Source organism: Streptomyces sp. NPDC050549 (assembly GCF_040655035.1).
Taxonomy (GTDB): domain Bacteria; phylum Actinomycetota; class Actinomycetes; order Streptomycetales; family Streptomycetaceae; genus Streptomyces.
In genome coordinates, this window is the sequence record NZ_JBFAJD010000011.1 from 70,335 (window position 1) to 88,048 (window position 17,714).

Genomic DNA, 17,714 nt, shown 5'->3' on the forward strand with positions numbered 1-17,714 from the left:
GTCAGCGCGAGGTCGGGAACGGCAGGGCGTCCTGGTAGGCGTTCACCGGCTTGGCGACCTTCTCGACGGTGACGCCGTCGAGCGCGGCCGGGGCGGAACTCGTGCCCAGGGTTCCGCCCGCGTGCCAGGTCCCCGTGATCGTCACCCAGGTGTTGGCCGCCAGGGCCGGAATGCCGTAGACCCGCACCTCGATGGACTGGGCGTCCGCCGCGCAGCACGAGATCATGATGCGGGTCAGGTCCCAGGAGCTGCCTCCTCGGCCGGGCGTGACGAAACCGGTCATCTGGACGGTGCGGCCCTTGATGGTTCCCTTGCGGTCCTGCTGGACGCGGGTGGTGAAGTCGGTGAGCGGCATCGGCAGCGGATCGAAGGAGTCCTGCCGGGGGACGGCCTTGGGTGCTCTCAATGCCAGTCGACAGCGAATGCCCGCGCGGGGTTCTCCCTGAGGACGCGCCCCACCAGCTCCTCGCCCAGTTCCACCGCGAGTCGTGGCGCGACCCGCCGCAGCAGATACGGCATCCCCGGGCCCCCGTCCACCGAGCGGGCGCCCGCGACCACCGTGTCCCCGCCGAGCAGCAGCCGGTCGCCGAAACCGGCCTCGGCCAGCGCCCGCACTCCGTCCGGCATGCGCCAGTCCGTGGCGTGGTGGGCCCGGGACGGGCCGTCGAACGTGAGGTAGGCGCCCGCGCCGGCGGCCTGCCGCTGGACCACGGGGTCGGGGGAGCGGTTGAGATGACCGAGGATCACCCGATGCGGCTCGACGCCCAACTCCCCGCACAGCAGGTCCAGTACGTCGAGTGCGCCCGTGCCCATCTCCAGGTGGACGGCGATGGGCGCACCCGTTGCCCGGTGCGCCTCGGCCGCCGCGGTCATCGTCCACCGGGCGTGCGCGTCGAGGCCGTGGAAGCCGCCCGCGACCTTGACGAGCCCGGCACGGACACCGGACGGCCCGACGCCCTCCGACAGCTCGGTGACGAACACCTCGGCCAGCCGACCGCGCAGGCCCTCCAGCAACTCCGGACTGTACTGGGCGGCTTGGTGCAGCCCGGTCGCACAGACCACGTGCACACCTGTGGCCCGCGACAGCACGGGCAGATCGGCCACCCGCCGCCCCATGCCGTACGGCGTCCACTGCACGACACTGTCGCCGCCGAGGGAACGGAACGCGGTCAACTCGGCGCGTGCGGCCGAGGCATCGCCCAGTTCCTGGCCGGGGAGTTGAGGGCTGCGCAGAAAGAGATGGTCGTGCGCGTCGCACACCCCGAGCTCCCCGGGTTCGACATCCCCCAGGACCGTACGGACGACGCCGACGCCACTCACCACTGCCGTCCGCGCGGCAACGCGCCCCGCCCCGGCGCCGAAAGATGCAGCACCTGGAACACGTCCCCCTCGGCCTTCGGCCTGTCCTGCTCCCAGAGTTCCCAGAGCGAGAAGTACACCAGTTCCCAGCCGCGCGGGTCGACGGCCGCCGCGGCGAGCACCGCGCCGTCCTCCCCGGCCAGCCGCCGGGTCTCACCGACCGCGTCCGCCATGACCGCGGCCAGTTCCACCCCCTCCGGTATCCGCCGCCGGCTGCGCACGGCGACGGCGGCGGGCGAGCCGGCGGCGCCGCCCTCCTCGTAGGCGAGGCCCGTCCACCCCAGCACCTCCGGCCGCCCGAAGTCGTCGGCGAGCCGCTGGAAGGCGCCTCCCCAGAGGAAGCGGTTCATGCCCTCCACCGTGTTCCACAGATAGAACGGCGAGTACTGGTTGACCGGCGAGCCGTGCACCCCGCGCTCACGCAACAGATACGTCTTGAAACCGAGGCCGTCCCAGTCGTCGAGCAGATGCCCGACCCGCGCGACACGGCCCCGGACGATGCCCATGTCGTAGTCGGCGGGCAGGGTGAGTTCGTACTGCATGGCGTGCATCAAGTGCCTCCTCAGGAGGGGTAGTCCGCCGGGTCGACGTGCCCGTGCCAGTCGGCGGTGGTGCCGTCCTCGGCGGCCTCGACGACCGCGAGATGCGTCATGAACGTGCGCGGACCGGCGCCGTGCCAGTGCCACTCGCCCGGTTCGATCCACACGGTGTCGCCCGCGCGGATCGTCTCCACGGCACCACCCTCGCGCTGCACGAGCCCCTCGCCCTCCGTCACGTACAGCACCTGGCCGTGCGGATGGGTGTGCCACGCGGTGTGCGCGCCGGGCGTGAAGTGCACGCTGAACATCCGTATCCGGGACGGTGGTCCGGGCGCGGCGAGCTCGTCGAGCCACACCGTGCCGGTGAAGTTCTCCGCCGGACCCTGCCGCGTGTCGGGGCGCTTCCTGGTGATCTGCACGTACCTGGACTCCTATCGGAGGGACATGAGAGACATGGGAGACATAGGAGACATGGGAGAGAGCAGGGAGAGCAGCCCCCGGACACCCGCGTCGAACGCGCCCGGTGAACCGGACGCGCGGGCCAGGACATACCCGCCCTGCACGGTCGCGAGGATCGTCGCCGCGATCTCCTCACCGTCCAGCTCCGCCCCGAACTGCCCCTGCTCCTTGCCCTCTTCGACGATTCCGGCGAGCCGCTCACGGATCCAGTCCAGGGTCTCGTCCACCGGCTCGCGCAACTCGGGGCTGGAGATCACGTCCGGGTCCATGGTCAGCCGCCCGACCGGGCACCCGCGCAGCACATCGCGCTCACGCCGCAGATACGCCTCGATCCGCTCGTACGGTGTGCCCGGCCCGTCGAGTACTCCCGCCGCGGCAGCCCGCAACTCCTCGGCCGTCCGACGGATCGCGGCCAGCGCCAGATCCGGCTTGCCCTTGAAGTGGTGGTACATGCTGCCCTGCCCCGCGCCCGCGCGCTCCAGGATCGCCTTGGGGCTGGTCCCCACATAGCCGCGCTCCCACAGCAACTCGCGGGTGGACTCGATCAACCGCTCCGGGGTGCTCATACAAGGACTGTACATACTAGTAGTTACAAAAGTCGAGAACTTAAGGAGCAGCCGGAACGAACCCGCGTACTCCCCGGGAGGTACACACACTGCCGCTGGCCGTACGACGACCCGACCCCCTCTCCGGAGCCAGTCTCGATACATCACCGGAAGCCCCACCGGGGGCTCAACTCCGAGGAGATGAATCGACATGCAGACTCTGGCGAACTGGAGCGGCGGCGGCCCCGGCCCGTGGATCCTGTTCTTCCCGCTGATCTGGGCGGCCGTGGTGGTCGGCGTGGTGACCCTGCTCCGCCGCACCGCCTGGCGCGGTCGCGTCGGCCCGTGGCGCGCGATGTCCGACCCCCGCCCCACCGGCGACTCCCCGCTCGCCGTCCTCGGCCGCCGCTTCGCCTCCGGCGAGATCGACGAGGACGAGTACTGGCGCCGGCTGTCCGTCCTGGACGAGCAGTTCGGCCGCGTCGGCAAGGGCGGCGGCCCGGCATGACCACCGCGACCACCACCCGCACGGCCGCGCGGGTCGTCGACGCCGTGAAGGTGTACGGCGTCGGCGACACCGCCGTTCGGGCCCTGGACGGGGTGAGCGTCGACTTCCCGGCCTGCCGCTTCACCGCGATCATGGGCCCCTCCGGCTCCGGCAAATCCACCCTGATGCACTGCGCCGCCGGACTCGACACGCTCACCTCCGGCGCCGCCTGCATCGGCGACACGCAACTCGGCGCGCTCGACGACCGTCGCCTCACCCTCCTCCGCCGCGACCGCGTCGGCTTCGTCTTCCAGGCCTTCAACCTGATCCCGACCCTGACCGTCGCCGAGAACATCACCCTCCCCCTGGACCTCTCCGGAACCAGCGGCGACCACGACTGGATCGACGAACTCGTCGACGTCGTCGGCCTGCGCGACCGCCTCCACCACCGCCCGTCCGAACTCTCCGGCGGCCAGCAGCAACGCGTCGCCGTGGCAAGGGCGTTCGCCGGCCGCCCCGAGGTCGTCTTCGCCGACGAGCCGACCGGCAACCTCGACTCCCGCTCCGGCGGCGAGGTCCTCGGCCTGCTCCGCCGTGCCGTACGTCAGACGGACCGCACGGTCGTCATGGTCACCCACGACCCGGTCGCCGCCGCCCACGCCGACGAGGTCGTCTTCCTCGCCGACGGACGACTGGTGGACCGTATGGATTCCCCCACGGCCGACAGGGTGCTGGACCGGCTCAAGGCCCTCGAGGTGAGGTCGTGAACGCGTCCGTACGCCTGAGCATGTCCTCCCTGCGGGCCCGCAAAAGGCGCTTCGCCGGTACGTTCCTCGCCGTGTTCCTGGGGGTCGCCTTCCTCGCCGGGACCCTCGTCATGGGCGACACCCTGCGCGCCGGCTTCGACACCATGTTCGGCGACGCCACCAGCGGCACGGACGCCGTGGTCCGCAGCGCCGACGCCATCACGACCCCCGGCGAGAGCCAGGGCGTACGGCAACCGGTGAGCACATCCCTGGCAAAGACCATCGCCCAGGTACCCGGCGTCGCGGCCGCCGCCCCCAGCATCCAGGGCGCGGGCCAACTCGTCGGCGCCAACGGCGAGGCGATCGGCGGCAAGGGTCCGCCCACCCTCGCCGGCAACTGGATCACCGACCCGAAACTCAACCCGTACCGTCTGGCCGAGGGCCGCACTCCCACCGCCTCCGGCGAGGTCGTCGTCAACCGGGGTGCCGCCGACAAGGGCCACCTGAAGATCGGCGACACGACGACGCTGCGCACTCCGGACCCCGTCAAGGTGACGATCGTCGGCCTCGCGACCTTCGGCGGCGAGGACGGCATGGCCCAGGTGACCTTCACCGGCATGACCCAGGCCGACGCCGAGAAGTACCTCACCGCCAGGCCCGGCGAGGCATCGAGCATCAGTGTGCGCGCAGGCCCCGGCCTGAGTCAGCGACAACTGGTCGACCGCTTGACTCCTGTACTCCCCAGGGGAGTTGAAGCCATCACGGGCCAGGAGTCGGCGCAGGAGAACACGGACATGATCTCCTCCCAATTCCTGACGGTCTTCACCACGCTCCTCCTGGTCTTCTCCGGCATCGCCCTGCTGGTCGCGACCTTCTCCATCCACAACACCTTCGCCATCGTCATCGCCCAACGCACCCGCGAGAACGCCCTGTTGCGGGCCCTCGGCGCCTCCCGCCGCCAGGTCACCGCGGCCACGGTCACCGAGGCGAGCGTCGTAGGCGTGACCGCGTCGGCAGCGGGCCTCGCGGGCGGCATCGGCATAGCGGCCGGACTCCAGGCACTGTTCCCGGCAATCGGATTCCCTTTCCCGGACGGCGACCTGGTGATCCACACGCTCTCACTCGCCCTGCCCCTTCTGGTGGGCGCGATCGTCTGCCTGGCCTCCGCCCTCATGCCGGCCATCCGCGCGGGCCGCACCGCCCCCCTGGCCGCACTCCGCGAAACGGCCGTGGACGAGTCAGGCGCATCCCAGTCCCGAGCACTCACCGGAACAATCCTGGCCACCCTGGCACTCGCCGTGACACTCACCGGCGTACTGGTCTCACCGTCCCTGCTGCTGGCGGGACTTGGAGCGCTGCTGGTCCTGGTCGCCTTCGTGGTCCTGGGCCCGGTCGCCTCCTCCACGGCAGTACGCGCGCTGGGCAGCCCCCTGGACCGACTGCGCGGCATCACCGGCGGCCTGGCCAGGCGCAACGCCCTGCGCAACCCCCGCCGCACGGCCGCCACCGCGAGCGCGCTGATGATCGGCGTAGCCGTCGTATCGCTCTTCACAGTCTTCGGCGCCTCGCTGAAGGCCACGATGAACCAGACCGTGTCGCACTCCTTCGCCGGGGACGTAGCGGTCAGCACCCCCTCCTTCGGCGCGGGCGGCAGCGGACTGAGCCCTCGACTGGCAGGAGCTGTCGGCAGGTTGCCCGAAGTGGACACAGCGGTCGGACTGGGCCGAGGAGTGGCCGAAGTCAACGGCAGGGGAAGGGCATTGACGGTGACGGACCCCAACGCCCTGGCCCGCACCTTCGACCTGGGCAGGCTCCAGGGCTCCCTGAGCACCCTGGGCACCGACGGCATTGCCGTCACACGCGCAGAAGCGGACCGCCGACACCTCACCACCGGCAGCAGGGCCCAACTCACCTTCACCGACGGCAAGAAGCAGACCTTCACGGTCCGCGCGGTCTACGGCCGGTCCGAACTCGCCGGCGACTACGTCATCACCCGAGCAGCCTGGGCCCCACACCGCACCCAGGACTCCGACACATTGGTCGCCGTGTCCTTCAAGAACGGCGTGAGCACGGCGACGGGCAAGACCGCGGTCGAGAAGATCGCAGCGCGCTACGGCAACCCACAGGTCCAGACCCGCCACGAATACGCCCAGTCCTCGGCAGGCGGCATCGACATGATGCTCACCCTCGTCTACGCACTACTCGCCCTTGCCGTCCTGATCGCCCTGCTCGGCATCGCCAACACACTGACCCTGGCGATCCACGAACGCACCCGAGAACTGGGCCTGTTGAGGGCCGTGGGCCAGACCCGCCCCCAGCTGAGGGCCATGATCCGCTGGGAGTCGGTCCTGGTAGCCGCCTTCGGCACACTGGGCGGCCTCACCCTCGGCGCCTTCCTGGGCTGGGTCCTGGTGAAGGCCTCGGACGGCGCAAGCGACAGCACCTTCGCCTTCTCCATCCCACCCCTGCAACTCCTCCTGGTGGCACTGGCAGGCGTGACAGCAGGCGCACTCGCAGGCCTCCGCCCAGCCCGCCGAGCCGCACATCTCGACCTACTGCGCGCCATCGCCACGGAGTAGCCCGGGCAAGGGTCCACCAACCGTCACTGTCCCCACGCGCCGACCGAACCAAAAGAGGTGCGAACGGCACCTACCCACCCCCGGCCCAGCCAGCCCCCAAGCCCCCCCTAGCCCCCAACCCAAATCACCGCCCGATCAACCGGCAACGGCCGACCGGGCGGGAGCGTGCTGGGACCGGTGTTCGTCCGGAAGCTCAACGTCACTGACGAACCGCGGCGCAGGCTTCTCCGCATCCGCACCCGCACCCACCCCCACGCGACGCACCGGCCGAACAGCTCCCGGCGTTGATGCCGTTGCCGCCGCAGATGCTGCCGCCGGAGTGGCCGAAAGCATGAACCAGACAACCTTCCCGGTCTCCCCCTCCGGCCGCACCCCCCAGCTCTCGCTGACGGCGGCCACCATCGCAAGCCCCCGCCCACACGTGGCAGTCGCCGCGACGTCGGAGATGTCGCCGGCCACCGGGAGTCGGGGATCGTGGTCGTGCACGGAGACGACGAGGTGGTCGAGCAGCAGCTCGATCTCGACGGTGCACGTCTTGTCGGGCTGGGCGTGCCGGTGGACGTTGGTCAGGAGCTCTGTCACACCGAGCGCCGCCCGGTCTATGAGTGGATCGAGATGCCAGTAGCGCAACTGCGCAGATACGATTCTGCGGACCTGGCCGATCCGCGACGGCAGGGCTTGGAGCTCTACCGCGCAGTGCCTGCTTGGGTGAGTGATCACGGCTGCGACTCCCCGACGAGAGGCCCGGAAGAACACGGAGTTCGGATCCAGCAGGCTGGTCGAGGGAAATAGGCCGCCTGCTGTCGTGCCCGGCGGCTGGTTCGCAGCGTTATCGCCGGTAAACCCAGAGTGACGTGAGACCAGAGTGACGCAGGGGTGGCGGTCCCGCAACTCGCCGCTCATCACCGCCCGCCCGCGGCGCCGATCGGCCGGCGCTCTTCGCCGCCTGCTCGCGCCACGGTCGGCTGCCGCCCTGCGCCGCCTGCTCGCGACGCCCGGCACCGGTGAGTCAGCCGCCCCCGCGCCCGGCCGCCTTGCGCACGGCCTCGATGAACCGACGTGCCGCAGGGGGACCGGGCTGCCCCGGCGCGGGGTCGTGCTCGCCGAGCGTCAACAGGTACCGATTGCCGTTCAGGTCGGCCAGCGCCCGGTCCTCCGGGGCGAACCAGGGTTTCGACGCGCGTACCGCCTGCACCGGCGCGCTGTCGATCTCACTGCCGTAGCTGGTGAGCAACTCCAGCCTGCCGTCGTTGATCCGGACCTGTCCGGCCCGGGTGAGTGACCGCAGTCGCTTCCCGATCCGCACGCCCGTGGCCGTGAACTCCGGCTCCGCCATGCTTCCCCGCCCCCTTGGTCCAGGACATCTCGTGATCCAGTGTGCGCCCCCGTTCAGGACGTTCGTCCCGCTCCGGTGCAGTCTGCCCGCACCGGGCGTCGAGCACCAGTACGCACGACCCGGTCACGGTGAGTACCCGGAGCACTCGCATAAATGCGCCCCCCAGGATTCGCCGTGATCGCTCCCCAGGGGTGCCTTTGACCTTCCCAAAGGCTTGTTTATGCAGGTGAGGAGCGTGCGGAAGGTGCATATGATCGAGGTGCCGGCCGCGCGGGACGCAGTCGGCGCGAAGCGTAAGGAGCCCCGCCGTGAGCACCACCCCACAGGCCCCGACCGGTGTCACCCTCGATGTCGACCGCAGTGACGCCGCCTACCGGAGCTGGCTGAAAGAAGCCGTCCGCAAGGTCCAGGCCGACGCCAACCGCTCCGCCGACACCCATCTCCTCCGCTTCCCGCTGCCCGAACAGTGGGGCATCGACCTTTATCTGAAGGACGAGTCGACCCACCCGACGGGCAGCCTCAAACACCGCCTGGCCCGCTCGCTCTTCCTCTACGGCCTGTGCAATGGCTGGATCCGGCCCACCCGCCCGGTGATCGAGGCCTCCAGCGGCTCCACCGCCGTCTCCGAGGCATACTTCGCCAAGCTGATCGGCGTCCCCTTCATCGCGGTCATGCCGCGCACGACCAGCGCCGAGAAGATCCGCCTCATCGAATTCCACGGCGGCCGGTGCCACTTCGTGGACGACTCACGCAAGATGTACGAGGAGTCGGCCGCCCTGGCGGTGGAGACCGGCGGCCACTACATGGACCAGTTCACCTACGCGGAGCGGGCCACGGACTGGCGCGGCAACAACAACATCGCCGAATCCATCTTCCGCCAGCTGGAGTTGGAGCGTTTCCCGGAGCCCGCGTGGATCGTCGCCACGGCCGGCACCGGCGGCACTTCGGCGACCCTCGCGCGCTACGTCCACTACACGCAGCGCGACACCCTGATCTGTGTCGCCGACCCGGAGAACTCCTGTTTCTTCGAGGGCTGGACCACCGGCGATCCGGACGTCACCTGCGACTGCGGCTCCCGTATCGAGGGCATCGGCCGCCCTCGGATGGAACCGAGCTTCGTGCCCGGGGCCGTCGACCGCATGATGAAGGTCCCGGACGCGGCCAGCGTCGCCGCCGTACGAGCACTGGAACAAGCCATCGGCCGCAAGGCGGGCGGCTCCACCGGCACCGGCCTCTGGAGCGCCCTGAAGATCATCGCCGAGATGGTGGCGGCGGGCCGGCAAGGCAGCGTGGTAACCCTGTTGTGCGACCCGGGCGACCGCTACCTGGACAAGTACTACTCGGACACATGGCTGACGGAACAGGGCCTGGACATCACGCCGTACAGCGAGGCGATCGGATCATTGCTGAAGACGGGACTATGGTCCAGCCCCAACTGAAGCGCCCCGCCAGGGGCGCGGGGAACTGCGTGACGAGCCACAACGAACCTGCAGACGACCGACGGCCAACGCAACCTAGTGCTTCAACCGCCGATCCAATGCGAGCACCGCCCCCTTGAACGCCCGCCCCAACCCAGGCCGAGCCAACCGCGCAATTCCCCGAAACGCGGCGTTCCCATCCGCAGCAAACGTCCACTGAACCCGCGTCCCGCCCCCCGCAGGGACCAGTCGCCACTCCTCAGCCAACGCCAGCGCCCCCGGCGCATTCGTGACGTCGACCCGATACGCGTACACCTCCGCCTCCTTCGCGGCGATCACCGTCTCCCGGAAGTGGCCGCCACCCTTGAGCCGGATGTCGCGCCCGGCACCGTCGTCGATCGACTCGGCCCGGGTCACGGCCGCGAACCACTCGGCCCACCCGGGCACATCGTCGTTGAGGGCATGGAAGACGGCGTCCGGCGCTGCCGACATCTCCTGCGCGAAGATCAGCCGTACCGGAGCGGTTTCGATGAAGTCGAGCCCGACGGGGCGGAGACGGTTAGCCATGGACGCGAACCCCCTTGACTGAGAAGGGAAGTTGACCGAAGCGACGTCACAATAACTGGCGATCCGTCAGATGTCTGCCCCGTCCCGTCAGATGTCGTCCTCGTCGTCGGGTTCGCCCGCCACCACGAGCCGCCGCAGATGCTCCGCGATGTCCTCGCGCGCCTCGGCCGGCAGCCCCGCGTCCGTCACCAGCGTGTCGACCTGCTCCAGCGCGGCGAACGAACTCAGGCCCACCGTCCCCCACTTGGTGTGGTCGGCGACCACCACGACCCGCCGCGCGGACTGCACGAGCCTGCGGTTGGTCTCGGCCTCCGCGAGGTTCGGCGTGGACAGCCCGGCCTCGACCGATATGCCGTGGACACCGAGGAAGAGCATGTCGAAGTGGAGCGCCGCGATCGCCTGGTCGGCCACCGGGCCCACCAGCGAGTCGGAGGGAGTCCGCACCCCGCCGGTCAGGACGACCGTCGCCGCGCCCTGCCGCTGCCCCGAGGTGCGCTGCGCCGCGTGGAAGACGTCCGCCACCCGCACCGAGTTGGTGACCACGGTGAGATCGGGAACCTCGAGCAGGTGGTGCGCCAGCGCGTACGTCGTCGTACCGCCCGAGAGCGCGATCGCCGTGCCCGGCGCGACCAGTTCCGCCGCGGCCCGCGCGATGTCCTCCTTGGCGGTCAGTTCAAGACCCGACTTCGCCTCGAAGCCCGGCTCGTGCGTGCTCGCCTCGACGACCGGCACCGCCCCGCCGTGCACCTTCTCCAGGACTCCCTGACGGGCCAGCGCGTCGAGGTCGCGGCGGACGGTCATGTCCGACACGCCGAGCTTGCGGGTCAGTTCGTTGACGCGGACGCCGCCGCGGCGCCGGACCTCGTCGAGGATCAGGGCGCGCCGCTGCTCCGCGAGGAGGTTCTGATTCTCACTCACGTACGCTCCGGTCCTTTCGCCTCAACCCGTCCGACCGTCCGGCGCACCGGCTCGGAGCAGGACCTTCGTCCCGGCTGCGGTGCGCGGACGTCCCATCCTCGCACGCCCCCGCAAGCACTGCGCCATCGCCTGTCCCGACGCGCACATGTCATCGGGGCCTCATCCGTCCCCCCTGTCGTCACACGGATCGGGGAGATTCGGTGACAGGGCGTGTGCGACGCGCCGAAAGGGGCGATCCTGGTGGGCACGCGAACACAGTCAGACGGTACGTCACGGGGGATGTGCGAACAGTGGAGCGTGTGCAGGAACATGCCGTCACGAGCGGGGCCGACGAGCCCGCCGGACGGCCCGACCGGACCGAACCCGCCCTGGAACTCCTGGTCCACGGAGTCGGCGGCGCCACACCCGAGGACATGCTCGGTGATCCGCGTACGGTGCGGATCACCGGCGACGACACGGCGGCCGTCTTCCGGCGCACCGCCGACGTCGACGCCGAGTCCAGAACCGCCGACGGCCGCGCCGGACCGATCCGCGAGGCATACGTCTGGTGCAACCTGACCTCCGGCAACGGCACCCGTGCCCTGTGGCTGTTGCTGCTGCCGTTCATGGTCGTCAACCTCGCGCACTGGATGCGCCCCACCGCCCGCGACCGGAAACGGACGGTGCGCTTCTACGGCCTGCTGGTGCGGCTCGCGGGACTCACCCTGACCGTGCTGCTCGTGGCGGCGGCCTGCGAGGTCGCCCTCGATCTCGCCGCCTGGCAGTGCGCGGGCACGCGCGCGTGCGCCGAGCGCCACTCCTGGCTGGGCTTCCTGTCGCCCGCCGTGTCGCACGACAGCTGGTGGAGCCGCCCCGGCCGCCGCCTCGCGCTCGCCGCCCTGGTGCCGACCGCGCTGACCGTCCTCCTCTGGTACCTCTCGCGCCGCACCTGGAGCGAGTACGAGTCCCAGCAGCCGATGCCCCGCAGAGCCGAACCCGACGACGAGCCCGACAGCAGTGCCCTGGGCCGCCCCGGCTTCTGGTACGGCCGCCGCCTGGTAGCCCGGCTCCGCGCCGCCCACACGGCGGCCGGCCTCCTGACGGTCGCCGCCGCCGTCACCGTCTCGGCGGCCCGCTTCGACCGCGGACCCGACGGCTCCCACTCACTGGCCGGCCTCGGCGCGCTCCTGGAGGCCGCGCTCGCCGGACTCGCCCTCGTCGTGGTCTACGTCGTGTGCCGCCGAGGCCGCAGCGAGCACCGCCTCGACCAGGCCCTGGACCGCCGCCTCGTACGACGCCTGCCGCTCGGCGCGCTCCTGCTGCTCGCCCTCGCCCTGCTGTACGCCGGCTGGTCGCGTCCGGGATGGGAGTCGTCCGGGCGGCTGCCGGGAGACCCCGTCTTCGGTGGAATCGCCCTGGTCCAGGGCCTGCTGGTGATCGCCCTCGCGGCCGTCGCCCACCTGCTGCACCGCACCCACCCCGACCCGCGCGCCGCGATGCGCGGCCTCGGCGGACCGGCCGTCGCGATGCTGGCCTGCGCCCTGGGCGGTGTGATGTCCGGCGGGGTGTCCCAGCGGGTCTCCGACTGGCTGGACGGCACCGGCACCTCCATCGCGGGCCCGCCCGTCCTGCTCACCTGGCAGGCCTCGGTGATCCCGGTGCTCCTGGTCGTCGTAGTGGCCCTCTGCGCCGTACTCGGCCACCGCACCTGGCGGCTGCGCCGCGGCGAACTGGCCGCCGTGGCGCTCGACTACCCGGGCGGACGCAAGGACCGGGCGCGCACCGCCCGGATCGCGAGCACGCGCGCGATGGCCACACTCACCGACCGCGGCCCCCTCCTCGTCGCCGTCACCGCCACCGCCACCCTGCTCCTGGGCGCCGGAGCGCTGGTCGGCGCCTTCACGACCGACAGGACACCGTCGCGGGCAGGGGAGGGGGGCCAGGCCCTGGTGCACGGCGCCGCCGAGACCTGCCAGGGCCTCGGCTCCTGGCTGATCGGGCTCGGCTTCATCCTCTTCGTCACCTGGGGCAGGCGCGCCTACAAGGACGCCTCCGCGCGGCGCACCATCGGCATCCTGTGGGACGTCGGCACCTTCTGGCCGCGTGCCGCCCACCCCTTCGCGCCGCCCTGCTACGCCGAGCGCGCGGTCCCGGACCTGACCTGGCGGATCGCCACCTGGACCCGCGCCACCGGCGGCCGGCTCGTCATCTCCGGCCACTCCCAGGGCAGCGTCCTGGCCGCCGCCGCGGCCTGGCAACTCAAACCTGCCCAGCGAAAGCGAGTAGCCCTCCTGACCTACGGCTCACCCCTGGAGCGTCTCTACGGCCGCTGGTTCCCCGCCCACTTCGGACCGGCCGCGCTCAGCCGCCTGCACCAAGAGGTCGACTGCTGGCGCAATCTGTACCGGCTCACCGACCCCATCGGCGGCCCGGTGCGCCTGACCGGCGACTGCGGCGCCGAGGTGGACCACGGCCCCCTCAAGGATCCGCTGGAGTACGGCCGTACCGCCCAACACCCGCTGCCTGCCCCGATCCTGGGCCACTCCGACTACCAGGCCGACCCGGCGTTCGCCGTGGAACGGGAGCGGCTGCTGGCCCGGCTCCGGCCCGAGGTGCCGCCTCAGGGCAGCTCGGGCAGGTCGTCCGCGTAGAGCAGGGTCAGGTCGTCCGTGCTCGGTTCCTCGACCTGGGCGACCCGGCTCGCATGCCGCTCCACCATCGCCTCGAAGGTCTGCCGCGCCGTACGGCCGTTGCCGAACGCGGCGCCCTTCGGGATCGCGGTGAAGTACTTCGTGAGTCCCTCGGAGGCGCCCTCGGCCAGCCGGTACTCGTGCTCCTCGGCCTGCTGCTCGACGATCCTCAGCAGTTCCTCGGGGTTGTAGTCGCTGAAGGTGATGGTCCGTGAGAAGCGGGACGCCACACCGGGGTTGACGGACAGGAACCGCTCCATCTCGGCCGTGTAGCCCGCGACGATCACCACGACCGCGTCCCGGTGGTCCTCCATCAGCTTCACGAGGGTGTCGATGGCCTCTTTGCCGAAGTCGCGGCCGGAGTCCTCCGGGGAGAGCGCGTAGGCCTCGTCGATGAAGAGCACCCCGCCGCGCGCCTTGTCGAAGGCCTCCTGGGTGCGGATCGCCGTGGAGCCGATGTGCTCGCCGACCAGGTCGACCCGGGACACCTCGACGAGATGCCCCTTCTCCAGGACACCGAGCGAGGCGAGGATCTCGCCGTAGAGCCGGGCAACCGTCGTCTTGCCGGTGCCGGGGGAGCCGGTGAAGACCAAGTGCCGTTTGACGGAGGCCGCCTTGAGGCCGGCCTGCCGGCGGCGCCGGCCCACCTCGATCATGTCGATGAGGGAACGCACCTCGCGCTTGACGCTGTCCAGGCCGACCAGCCCGTCGAGTTCACCGAGGACCGCCTTGGAGGTGCGGGACTCCTTCTCCGGCTCCGGCGCGGTGATCAGGGGCTCCCGTTCGGCGGTGCGCTGGCCGGGGATCGCGCCCAGCACACTGCTCGACCGGCTCGCCGTCTCCACGGCCGTCTCATGGGCGGTGGGCTGCTTGAGGCCGCTCTCGTCGCTGGTGCAGTCCTCGACGACGGGTCCCGTGCCGGGCCCCGCGTCCGGTCCGGCGTCCGCGAACTCGTAACCACCACGCGCGCATCGCTCCGTACGGCACTTCTTGAGCGTCGTACGACAACCGTCTATGACATGGAAGCCGTAGCCGCCGCTGCCCGTCACCCGGCAGCCCTGAAAGGTGCCCCGGCCGCCCGCGGAGACGTAGAAACCGGCCTCGGCGGGGGAGTCGACCGTGCAGCGCTCGATGGTGGGGTCGGCGCCCTTGGTGACGATCACGCCGGTCTGGGTGGCGTCCACCGTGCAGTTGTTCAGGGTGCCGCCGCTGCCGTGGTCGCGGAACCAGGCACCCGTGGCGGCGTCCCGGATCCGGCAGTCGTCGAGCTGCGCGGTCGCGCCGTCGCTCACCGACACGGCAGTGTTGCGCACCTGGGAGATGTCACTGTCGACGACGTCCGCGCGCGAACCGCGGTCGAGCACGAACAGCGCGTCCGGTACGTCGTGCACGCGGCAGGAGTCGAGGACCACGGTCGCGCCGTCGCTGACCCACACCGCCGGATAGTCGCCCGTGCTGTCGAAGATCTCGCACTGGTTGGCGTCCACGCGCGTGCCCGGGTCCCACACCGACAGTCCGTTGCGCCCGAACTGACGCACAGTCGTCCGCGTCAGCGTCAGCACCGAACGGGAGCGCAGGTCGACCGCGTTCTCCGGGATGTCGTGGATACGGCAGTCGGCGAGTGTCAGCACCGCGTCCGTGTCGAGCGTGACGCCGTCCGCGGCCGTACGGTGCACATCGCAGTCGGTGAGGTGCGCGGTGGCCCGGGCAGTGATCTGGACGCCGCTGCCGCGCGTCTCGTAGACCTCGCAACCCACCGCCTCCAGCGAGGAGTTCTCGCCTGTCGCGGACAGACCCACCCCCGAGGCGTGGTGGATGCGGCAGCGCTCCAGGCGCGGGTGGCCGCCGGCGCGGACCGCGACGCCCGCCTGGCTGGCCGAGACGACCTCGCACTCCTCGAACACCCCGCCACCGCCGTCGAGTACGGCGATCCCGATGCCGGCCGGGTTGTCGACCGTGCAGCGCCGCACGGTGGGGCGGGCACCGCCGCGCACCTCGATGCCGGACGCCGAGCGCGTGACGATCCGCAGATCCGTCAACTCCGGTGTCCCGTCCTCGACAAGGAGCGCGGGCGCGGCCGAGTCCTGGCCCTCGACATGCAGGTCCTGGACGATCGCCGAGGCGCGCACGGTCAACGGCACGCCGTCCAGGGGCGCGATGCGCACCGAGCCGGGCGAACCCTCGGGGCCGCGCAGGGTCACCGACCGCTGCACGACGAGGTTCTCCCGGTAGGTGCCGGGAGCGACGGTCAGTACGTCGCCCTCGGCCGCGGCCTCCAGGGCGGCGGCGAGCGACGCGTACTCACCTGTGCGGCGCCGCCACCGCGATGTGCCGGTGTGCGTCACCTGGACCGTGCCCTGTGCCATGGCGCTGCTGTGCCCCCACCTCGTGGTACGCGGGTTGATGCCGAAGCCTTCGCCGGTCCACCGTAGCGTGCGGGCGGGCGGTGGGTTGACCAGAGCCGGAAGGCTGTCAGCTGCCGGTGCCGGTCCGGCCCCAGTCCGGGCCCGCCCGCTCCCACGCCCGGTCCCAACGCGCGTACCTGCGGCGGACCATGCGCCACAGCACGAACCGTCGGCCGCTGTCGACGAGCCCGGCGGTCAGCAGCGCCGCACCGAACCCGGCGAGCACGGCGTGCGTCGTCGCCGTGGCCGAGTCGAGCGGGCGGGCCACCATGCGGCCGTGCACGTCCGTCCAGACCTTGAAGTGGTCGCCCGTGTGAGGGCTGTTGAGGCTTGCCATCACCGCGCCGTGCTGGACGGTGCCGTCCGGCGCGGTCCAGTCGGCGAGGACCCGGGTGCGCACGTCCCGCGCGGTGGCCGAGTCGGGGTCGGGGTCCAGCTCGGCCCCCTTCAGCTTCTTGACCACCGTGGCCGTCACGACGTGCCGGTCCGCGCGCTGCTCGCGCACCGACCGCTGCAGGGTGTCCTGCGCGACGGCACCGACGAGCGAACCGATCAAGGGTGCGGCGACCAGGACCAGCAGCAGGACCACGAGGGCCAGCCAGGCCTCGACCAGATCGGTCGCGCGACGCAGAGGATTGCGCCGCCAGCGCCACAGGCCCCTGATTGCTCCCACCGTCCCGCACCCCCTTCCCGCTCCGTGATAACCCCTGGAAGAGCCGTTCACGCGAGACCGGCGTCGAAGAGAGAGCGAAATCACCTCTCCCGGGGTCTCTCATGAACTTCTCACGGGATCTCAACGACCGGGCCCACGGGGAGGGTTCCCGGCCCGTACCCCCATCGGGGATCTCCGCCTACGCGAGAATCCGGACCGGATCACCGACGCGGATCGTGCCCGTGGACAGGGGCACCAGGTTCTGGCCGAAGACGAGCCTGCCGCCGATACGGCGGTGCCGGGCCAGGGCGCGCAACGGCTCCTTGCCGCGCTCGGCGGTGCCCTGGTCGGTGGTGGTCACGACGCAGCGCCCGCACATCTTCGCGACCCGGAAAGCGACATCGCCGATCGCGACGCGCGACCAGTCGTCCTCGGCCCAGGCGGCCGTACCGGCCACGACCGCGTTGGGCCGGAACCGGTTCATGGGCAGTGGCCCCTCGGTGGGGTGATCGCCTTGCGCGACCAGGGAGTTGAGGGCGTCCAGGGAGGCCTCGGAGGTCAGCAGCAGTGGATAGCCGTCGGCGAAGCCGACCGTCTCACCGGGAAGTCCGTACTCGGGGTCGACGGGGCGGCGTGTGGCGGGATCGTCCATGTGGACGAGACGGACCCCGAACCCCAGATATGCGCCGCACCACACCTGCGCGGCGTCCGAGGCCGGCACCGCGTCCACCTTGGTGCCGAAGATTTCCGTCGCCACGGTGGCGACCGGCTTCGGAACGGGCACGGTCAGCGGGTCCAGGCCGGGCGCGGACAGACGAACACCGCCGCCGGGCAGAAGCTCGGCGGCGGCCAGTGCGAGACGCGGGTGCTCGCGTTGCGTGACGACCTTTCCCCCGTCGTCGATCAGCGCCCAGCGTCGGTCTCCGGCCAGCCCCCAAGGCTCCACCTGAGCCTCCCGGGGAGAGAAGCCCCGGAGTGCCTTGACCGGATGAACATGGATCGACCGCAGCTCCGCATTCCCCATCACTCCATCGT

General features: G+C 71.1%; 16 protein-coding genes and 1 pseudogene. 5 read left to right on the top strand and 12 right to left on the bottom strand.

The window, feature by feature from the left end:
- Position 1: 1 nt before the first annotated feature.
- The 5 genes and pseudogenes from AB0I51_RS18235 to AB0I51_RS18255 form a co-directional block, all read right to left on the bottom strand.
- Positions 2-370 (bottom strand): annotated as a pseudogene (locus AB0I51_RS18235) (TIGR03943 family protein); the annotation flags it as partial.
- 32 nt (positions 371-402) lie between these two features.
- Positions 403-1,323 carry a phosphotriesterase gene (locus tag AB0I51_RS18240; protein WP_362976194.1) on the bottom strand — a complete coding sequence of 307 codons (921 nt, stop codon included), beginning with the start codon at positions 1,321-1,323 and terminating at the stop codon, positions 403-405.
- Entirely contained in the window at positions 1,317-1,910 is a 594-nt protein-coding gene (locus tag AB0I51_RS18245; RefSeq protein ID WP_362976196.1) for a DUF4865 family protein, read from the bottom strand. The genes AB0I51_RS18240 and AB0I51_RS18245 overlap by 7 nt, the downstream gene beginning before the upstream one ends.
- Positions 1,911-1,921: 11 nt before the next feature.
- A complete protein-coding gene (locus AB0I51_RS18250; protein WP_362976198.1) occupies positions 1,922-2,317 on the bottom strand; it encodes a cupin domain-containing protein in 396 nt (131 codons plus the stop codon).
- A 12-nt stretch (positions 2,318-2,329) separates the two neighbouring features.
- A complete protein-coding gene (locus AB0I51_RS18255) occupies positions 2,330-2,923 on the bottom strand; it encodes a TetR/AcrR family transcriptional regulator (protein ID WP_362976200.1) in 594 nt (197 codons plus the stop codon).
- Between the two features lie 190 nt (positions 2,924-3,113).
- Here AB0I51_RS18255 and AB0I51_RS18260 point away from each other — a divergent pair, with 190 nt between their 5' ends.
- Genes AB0I51_RS18260 through AB0I51_RS18270 form a run of 3 tightly spaced genes read left to right on the top strand, consistent with a single transcriptional unit; the run spans position 3,114 to position 6,714 of the window.
- Positions 3,114-3,410 (top strand): SHOCT domain-containing protein, encoded by a 297-nt coding sequence (locus tag AB0I51_RS18260; RefSeq protein ID WP_362976202.1) that lies wholly within the window; start codon positions 3,114-3,116, stop codon positions 3,408-3,410.
- A complete protein-coding gene (locus tag AB0I51_RS18265) occupies positions 3,407-4,156 on the top strand; it encodes an ABC transporter ATP-binding protein (protein ID WP_362976204.1) in 750 nt (249 codons plus the stop codon). The genes AB0I51_RS18260 and AB0I51_RS18265 overlap by 4 nt, the downstream gene beginning before the upstream one ends.
- Positions 4,153-6,714, top strand: coding sequence for an FtsX-like permease family protein (locus tag AB0I51_RS18270; protein ID WP_362976206.1), 2,562 nt, complete (start codon positions 4,153-4,155; stop codon positions 6,712-6,714). Before AB0I51_RS18265 ends, AB0I51_RS18270 begins: the two co-directional genes overlap by 4 nt.
- Positions 6,715-6,849: 135 nt before the next feature.
- On the opposite strand, the gene AB0I51_RS18275 is transcribed toward AB0I51_RS18270, so the two are convergent.
- Entirely contained in the window at positions 6,850-7,434 is a 585-nt protein-coding gene (locus tag AB0I51_RS18275; RefSeq protein WP_362976208.1) for an ATP-binding protein, read from the bottom strand.
- Between the two features lie 289 nt (positions 7,435-7,723).
- Positions 7,724-8,050 carry a hypothetical protein gene (locus AB0I51_RS18280; protein WP_019075127.1) on the bottom strand — a complete coding sequence of 109 codons (327 nt, stop codon included), beginning with the start codon at positions 8,048-8,050 and terminating at the stop codon, positions 7,724-7,726.
- A gap of 308 nt (positions 8,051-8,358) precedes the next feature.
- On the opposite strand from AB0I51_RS18280, the gene AB0I51_RS18285 reads away from it, so the two are divergent.
- The gene (locus AB0I51_RS18285; RefSeq protein WP_362976210.1) at positions 8,359-9,489 is read left to right on the top strand and encodes a PLP-dependent cysteine synthase family protein; all 1,131 of its coding nucleotides are present in this window, start codon (positions 8,359-8,361) and stop codon (positions 9,487-9,489) included.
- Positions 9,490-9,564: 75 nt separating this feature from the next.
- On the opposite strand, the gene AB0I51_RS18290 is transcribed toward AB0I51_RS18285, so the two are convergent.
- Positions 9,565-10,035: an SRPBCC family protein gene (locus AB0I51_RS18290; protein ID WP_362976212.1), complete on the bottom strand. Its 471-nt coding sequence runs from the start codon at positions 10,033-10,035 to the stop codon at positions 9,565-9,567.
- A gap of 87 nt (positions 10,036-10,122) precedes the next feature.
- On the bottom strand, positions 10,123-10,953 hold the full coding sequence (locus tag AB0I51_RS18295; protein ID WP_362976214.1) for a DeoR/GlpR family DNA-binding transcription regulator: 831 nt from the start codon (positions 10,951-10,953) through the stop codon (positions 10,123-10,125).
- Between the two features lie 290 nt (positions 10,954-11,243).
- Here AB0I51_RS18295 and AB0I51_RS18300 point away from each other — a divergent pair, with 290 nt between their 5' ends.
- Positions 11,244-13,583, top strand: coding sequence for a hypothetical protein (locus AB0I51_RS18300; RefSeq protein ID WP_362976216.1), 2,340 nt, complete (start codon positions 11,244-11,246; stop codon positions 13,581-13,583).
- Here the strand turns inward: AB0I51_RS18300 and AB0I51_RS18305 are convergent.
- From AB0I51_RS18305 to AB0I51_RS18315, 3 genes are all read right to left on the bottom strand, one after another.
- Positions 13,553-15,988 (bottom strand): right-handed parallel beta-helix repeat-containing protein, encoded by a 2,436-nt coding sequence (locus AB0I51_RS18305; protein WP_362976218.1) that lies wholly within the window; start codon positions 15,986-15,988, stop codon positions 13,553-13,555. The two genes, AB0I51_RS18300 and AB0I51_RS18305, sit on opposite strands and share 31 nt — an antisense overlap.
- 106 nt (positions 15,989-16,094) lie before the next feature.
- On the bottom strand, positions 16,095-16,700 hold the full coding sequence (locus tag AB0I51_RS18310; RefSeq protein WP_362976220.1) for a hypothetical protein: 606 nt from the start codon (positions 16,698-16,700) through the stop codon (positions 16,095-16,097).
- A gap of 178 nt (positions 16,701-16,878) precedes the next feature.
- Positions 16,879-17,703 (bottom strand): MOSC N-terminal beta barrel domain-containing protein, encoded by an 825-nt coding sequence (locus AB0I51_RS18315; protein WP_362976222.1) that lies wholly within the window; start codon positions 17,701-17,703, stop codon positions 16,879-16,881.
- Positions 17,704-17,714: the final 11 nt, after the last annotated feature.

What these genes read in the sequence shown, in the direction of transcription:
- AB0I51_RS18265 (WP_362976204.1), top strand. Translation starts at nt 3,407, where the DNA reads ATGACCACCGCGACCACCACCCGCACGGCCGCGCGGGTCGTCGACGCC.
- AB0I51_RS18290 (WP_362976212.1), bottom strand. Translation starts at nt 10,035, where the DNA reads ATGGCTAACCGTCTCCGCCCCGTCGGGCTCGACTTCATCGAAACCGCT.
- AB0I51_RS18260 (WP_362976202.1), top strand. Translation starts at nt 3,114, where the DNA reads ATGCAGACTCTGGCGAACTGGAGCGGCGGCGGCCCCGGCCCGTGGATC.
- AB0I51_RS18255 (WP_362976200.1), bottom strand. Translation starts at nt 2,923, where the DNA reads ATGAGCACCCCGGAGCGGTTGATCGAGTCCACCCGCGAGTTGCTGTGG.
- AB0I51_RS18305 (WP_362976218.1), bottom strand. Translation starts at nt 15,988, where the DNA reads ATGGCACAGGGCACGGTCCAGGTGACGCACACCGGCACATCGCGGTGG.
- AB0I51_RS18315 (WP_362976222.1), bottom strand. Translation starts at nt 17,703, where the DNA reads ATGGGGAATGCGGAGCTGCGGTCGATCCATGTTCATCCGGTCAAGGCA.
- AB0I51_RS18245 (WP_362976196.1), bottom strand. Translation starts at nt 1,910, where the DNA reads ATGCACGCCATGCAGTACGAACTCACCCTGCCCGCCGACTACGACATG.
- AB0I51_RS18280 (WP_019075127.1), bottom strand. Translation starts at nt 8,050, where the DNA reads ATGGCGGAGCCGGAGTTCACGGCCACGGGCGTGCGGATCGGGAAGCGA.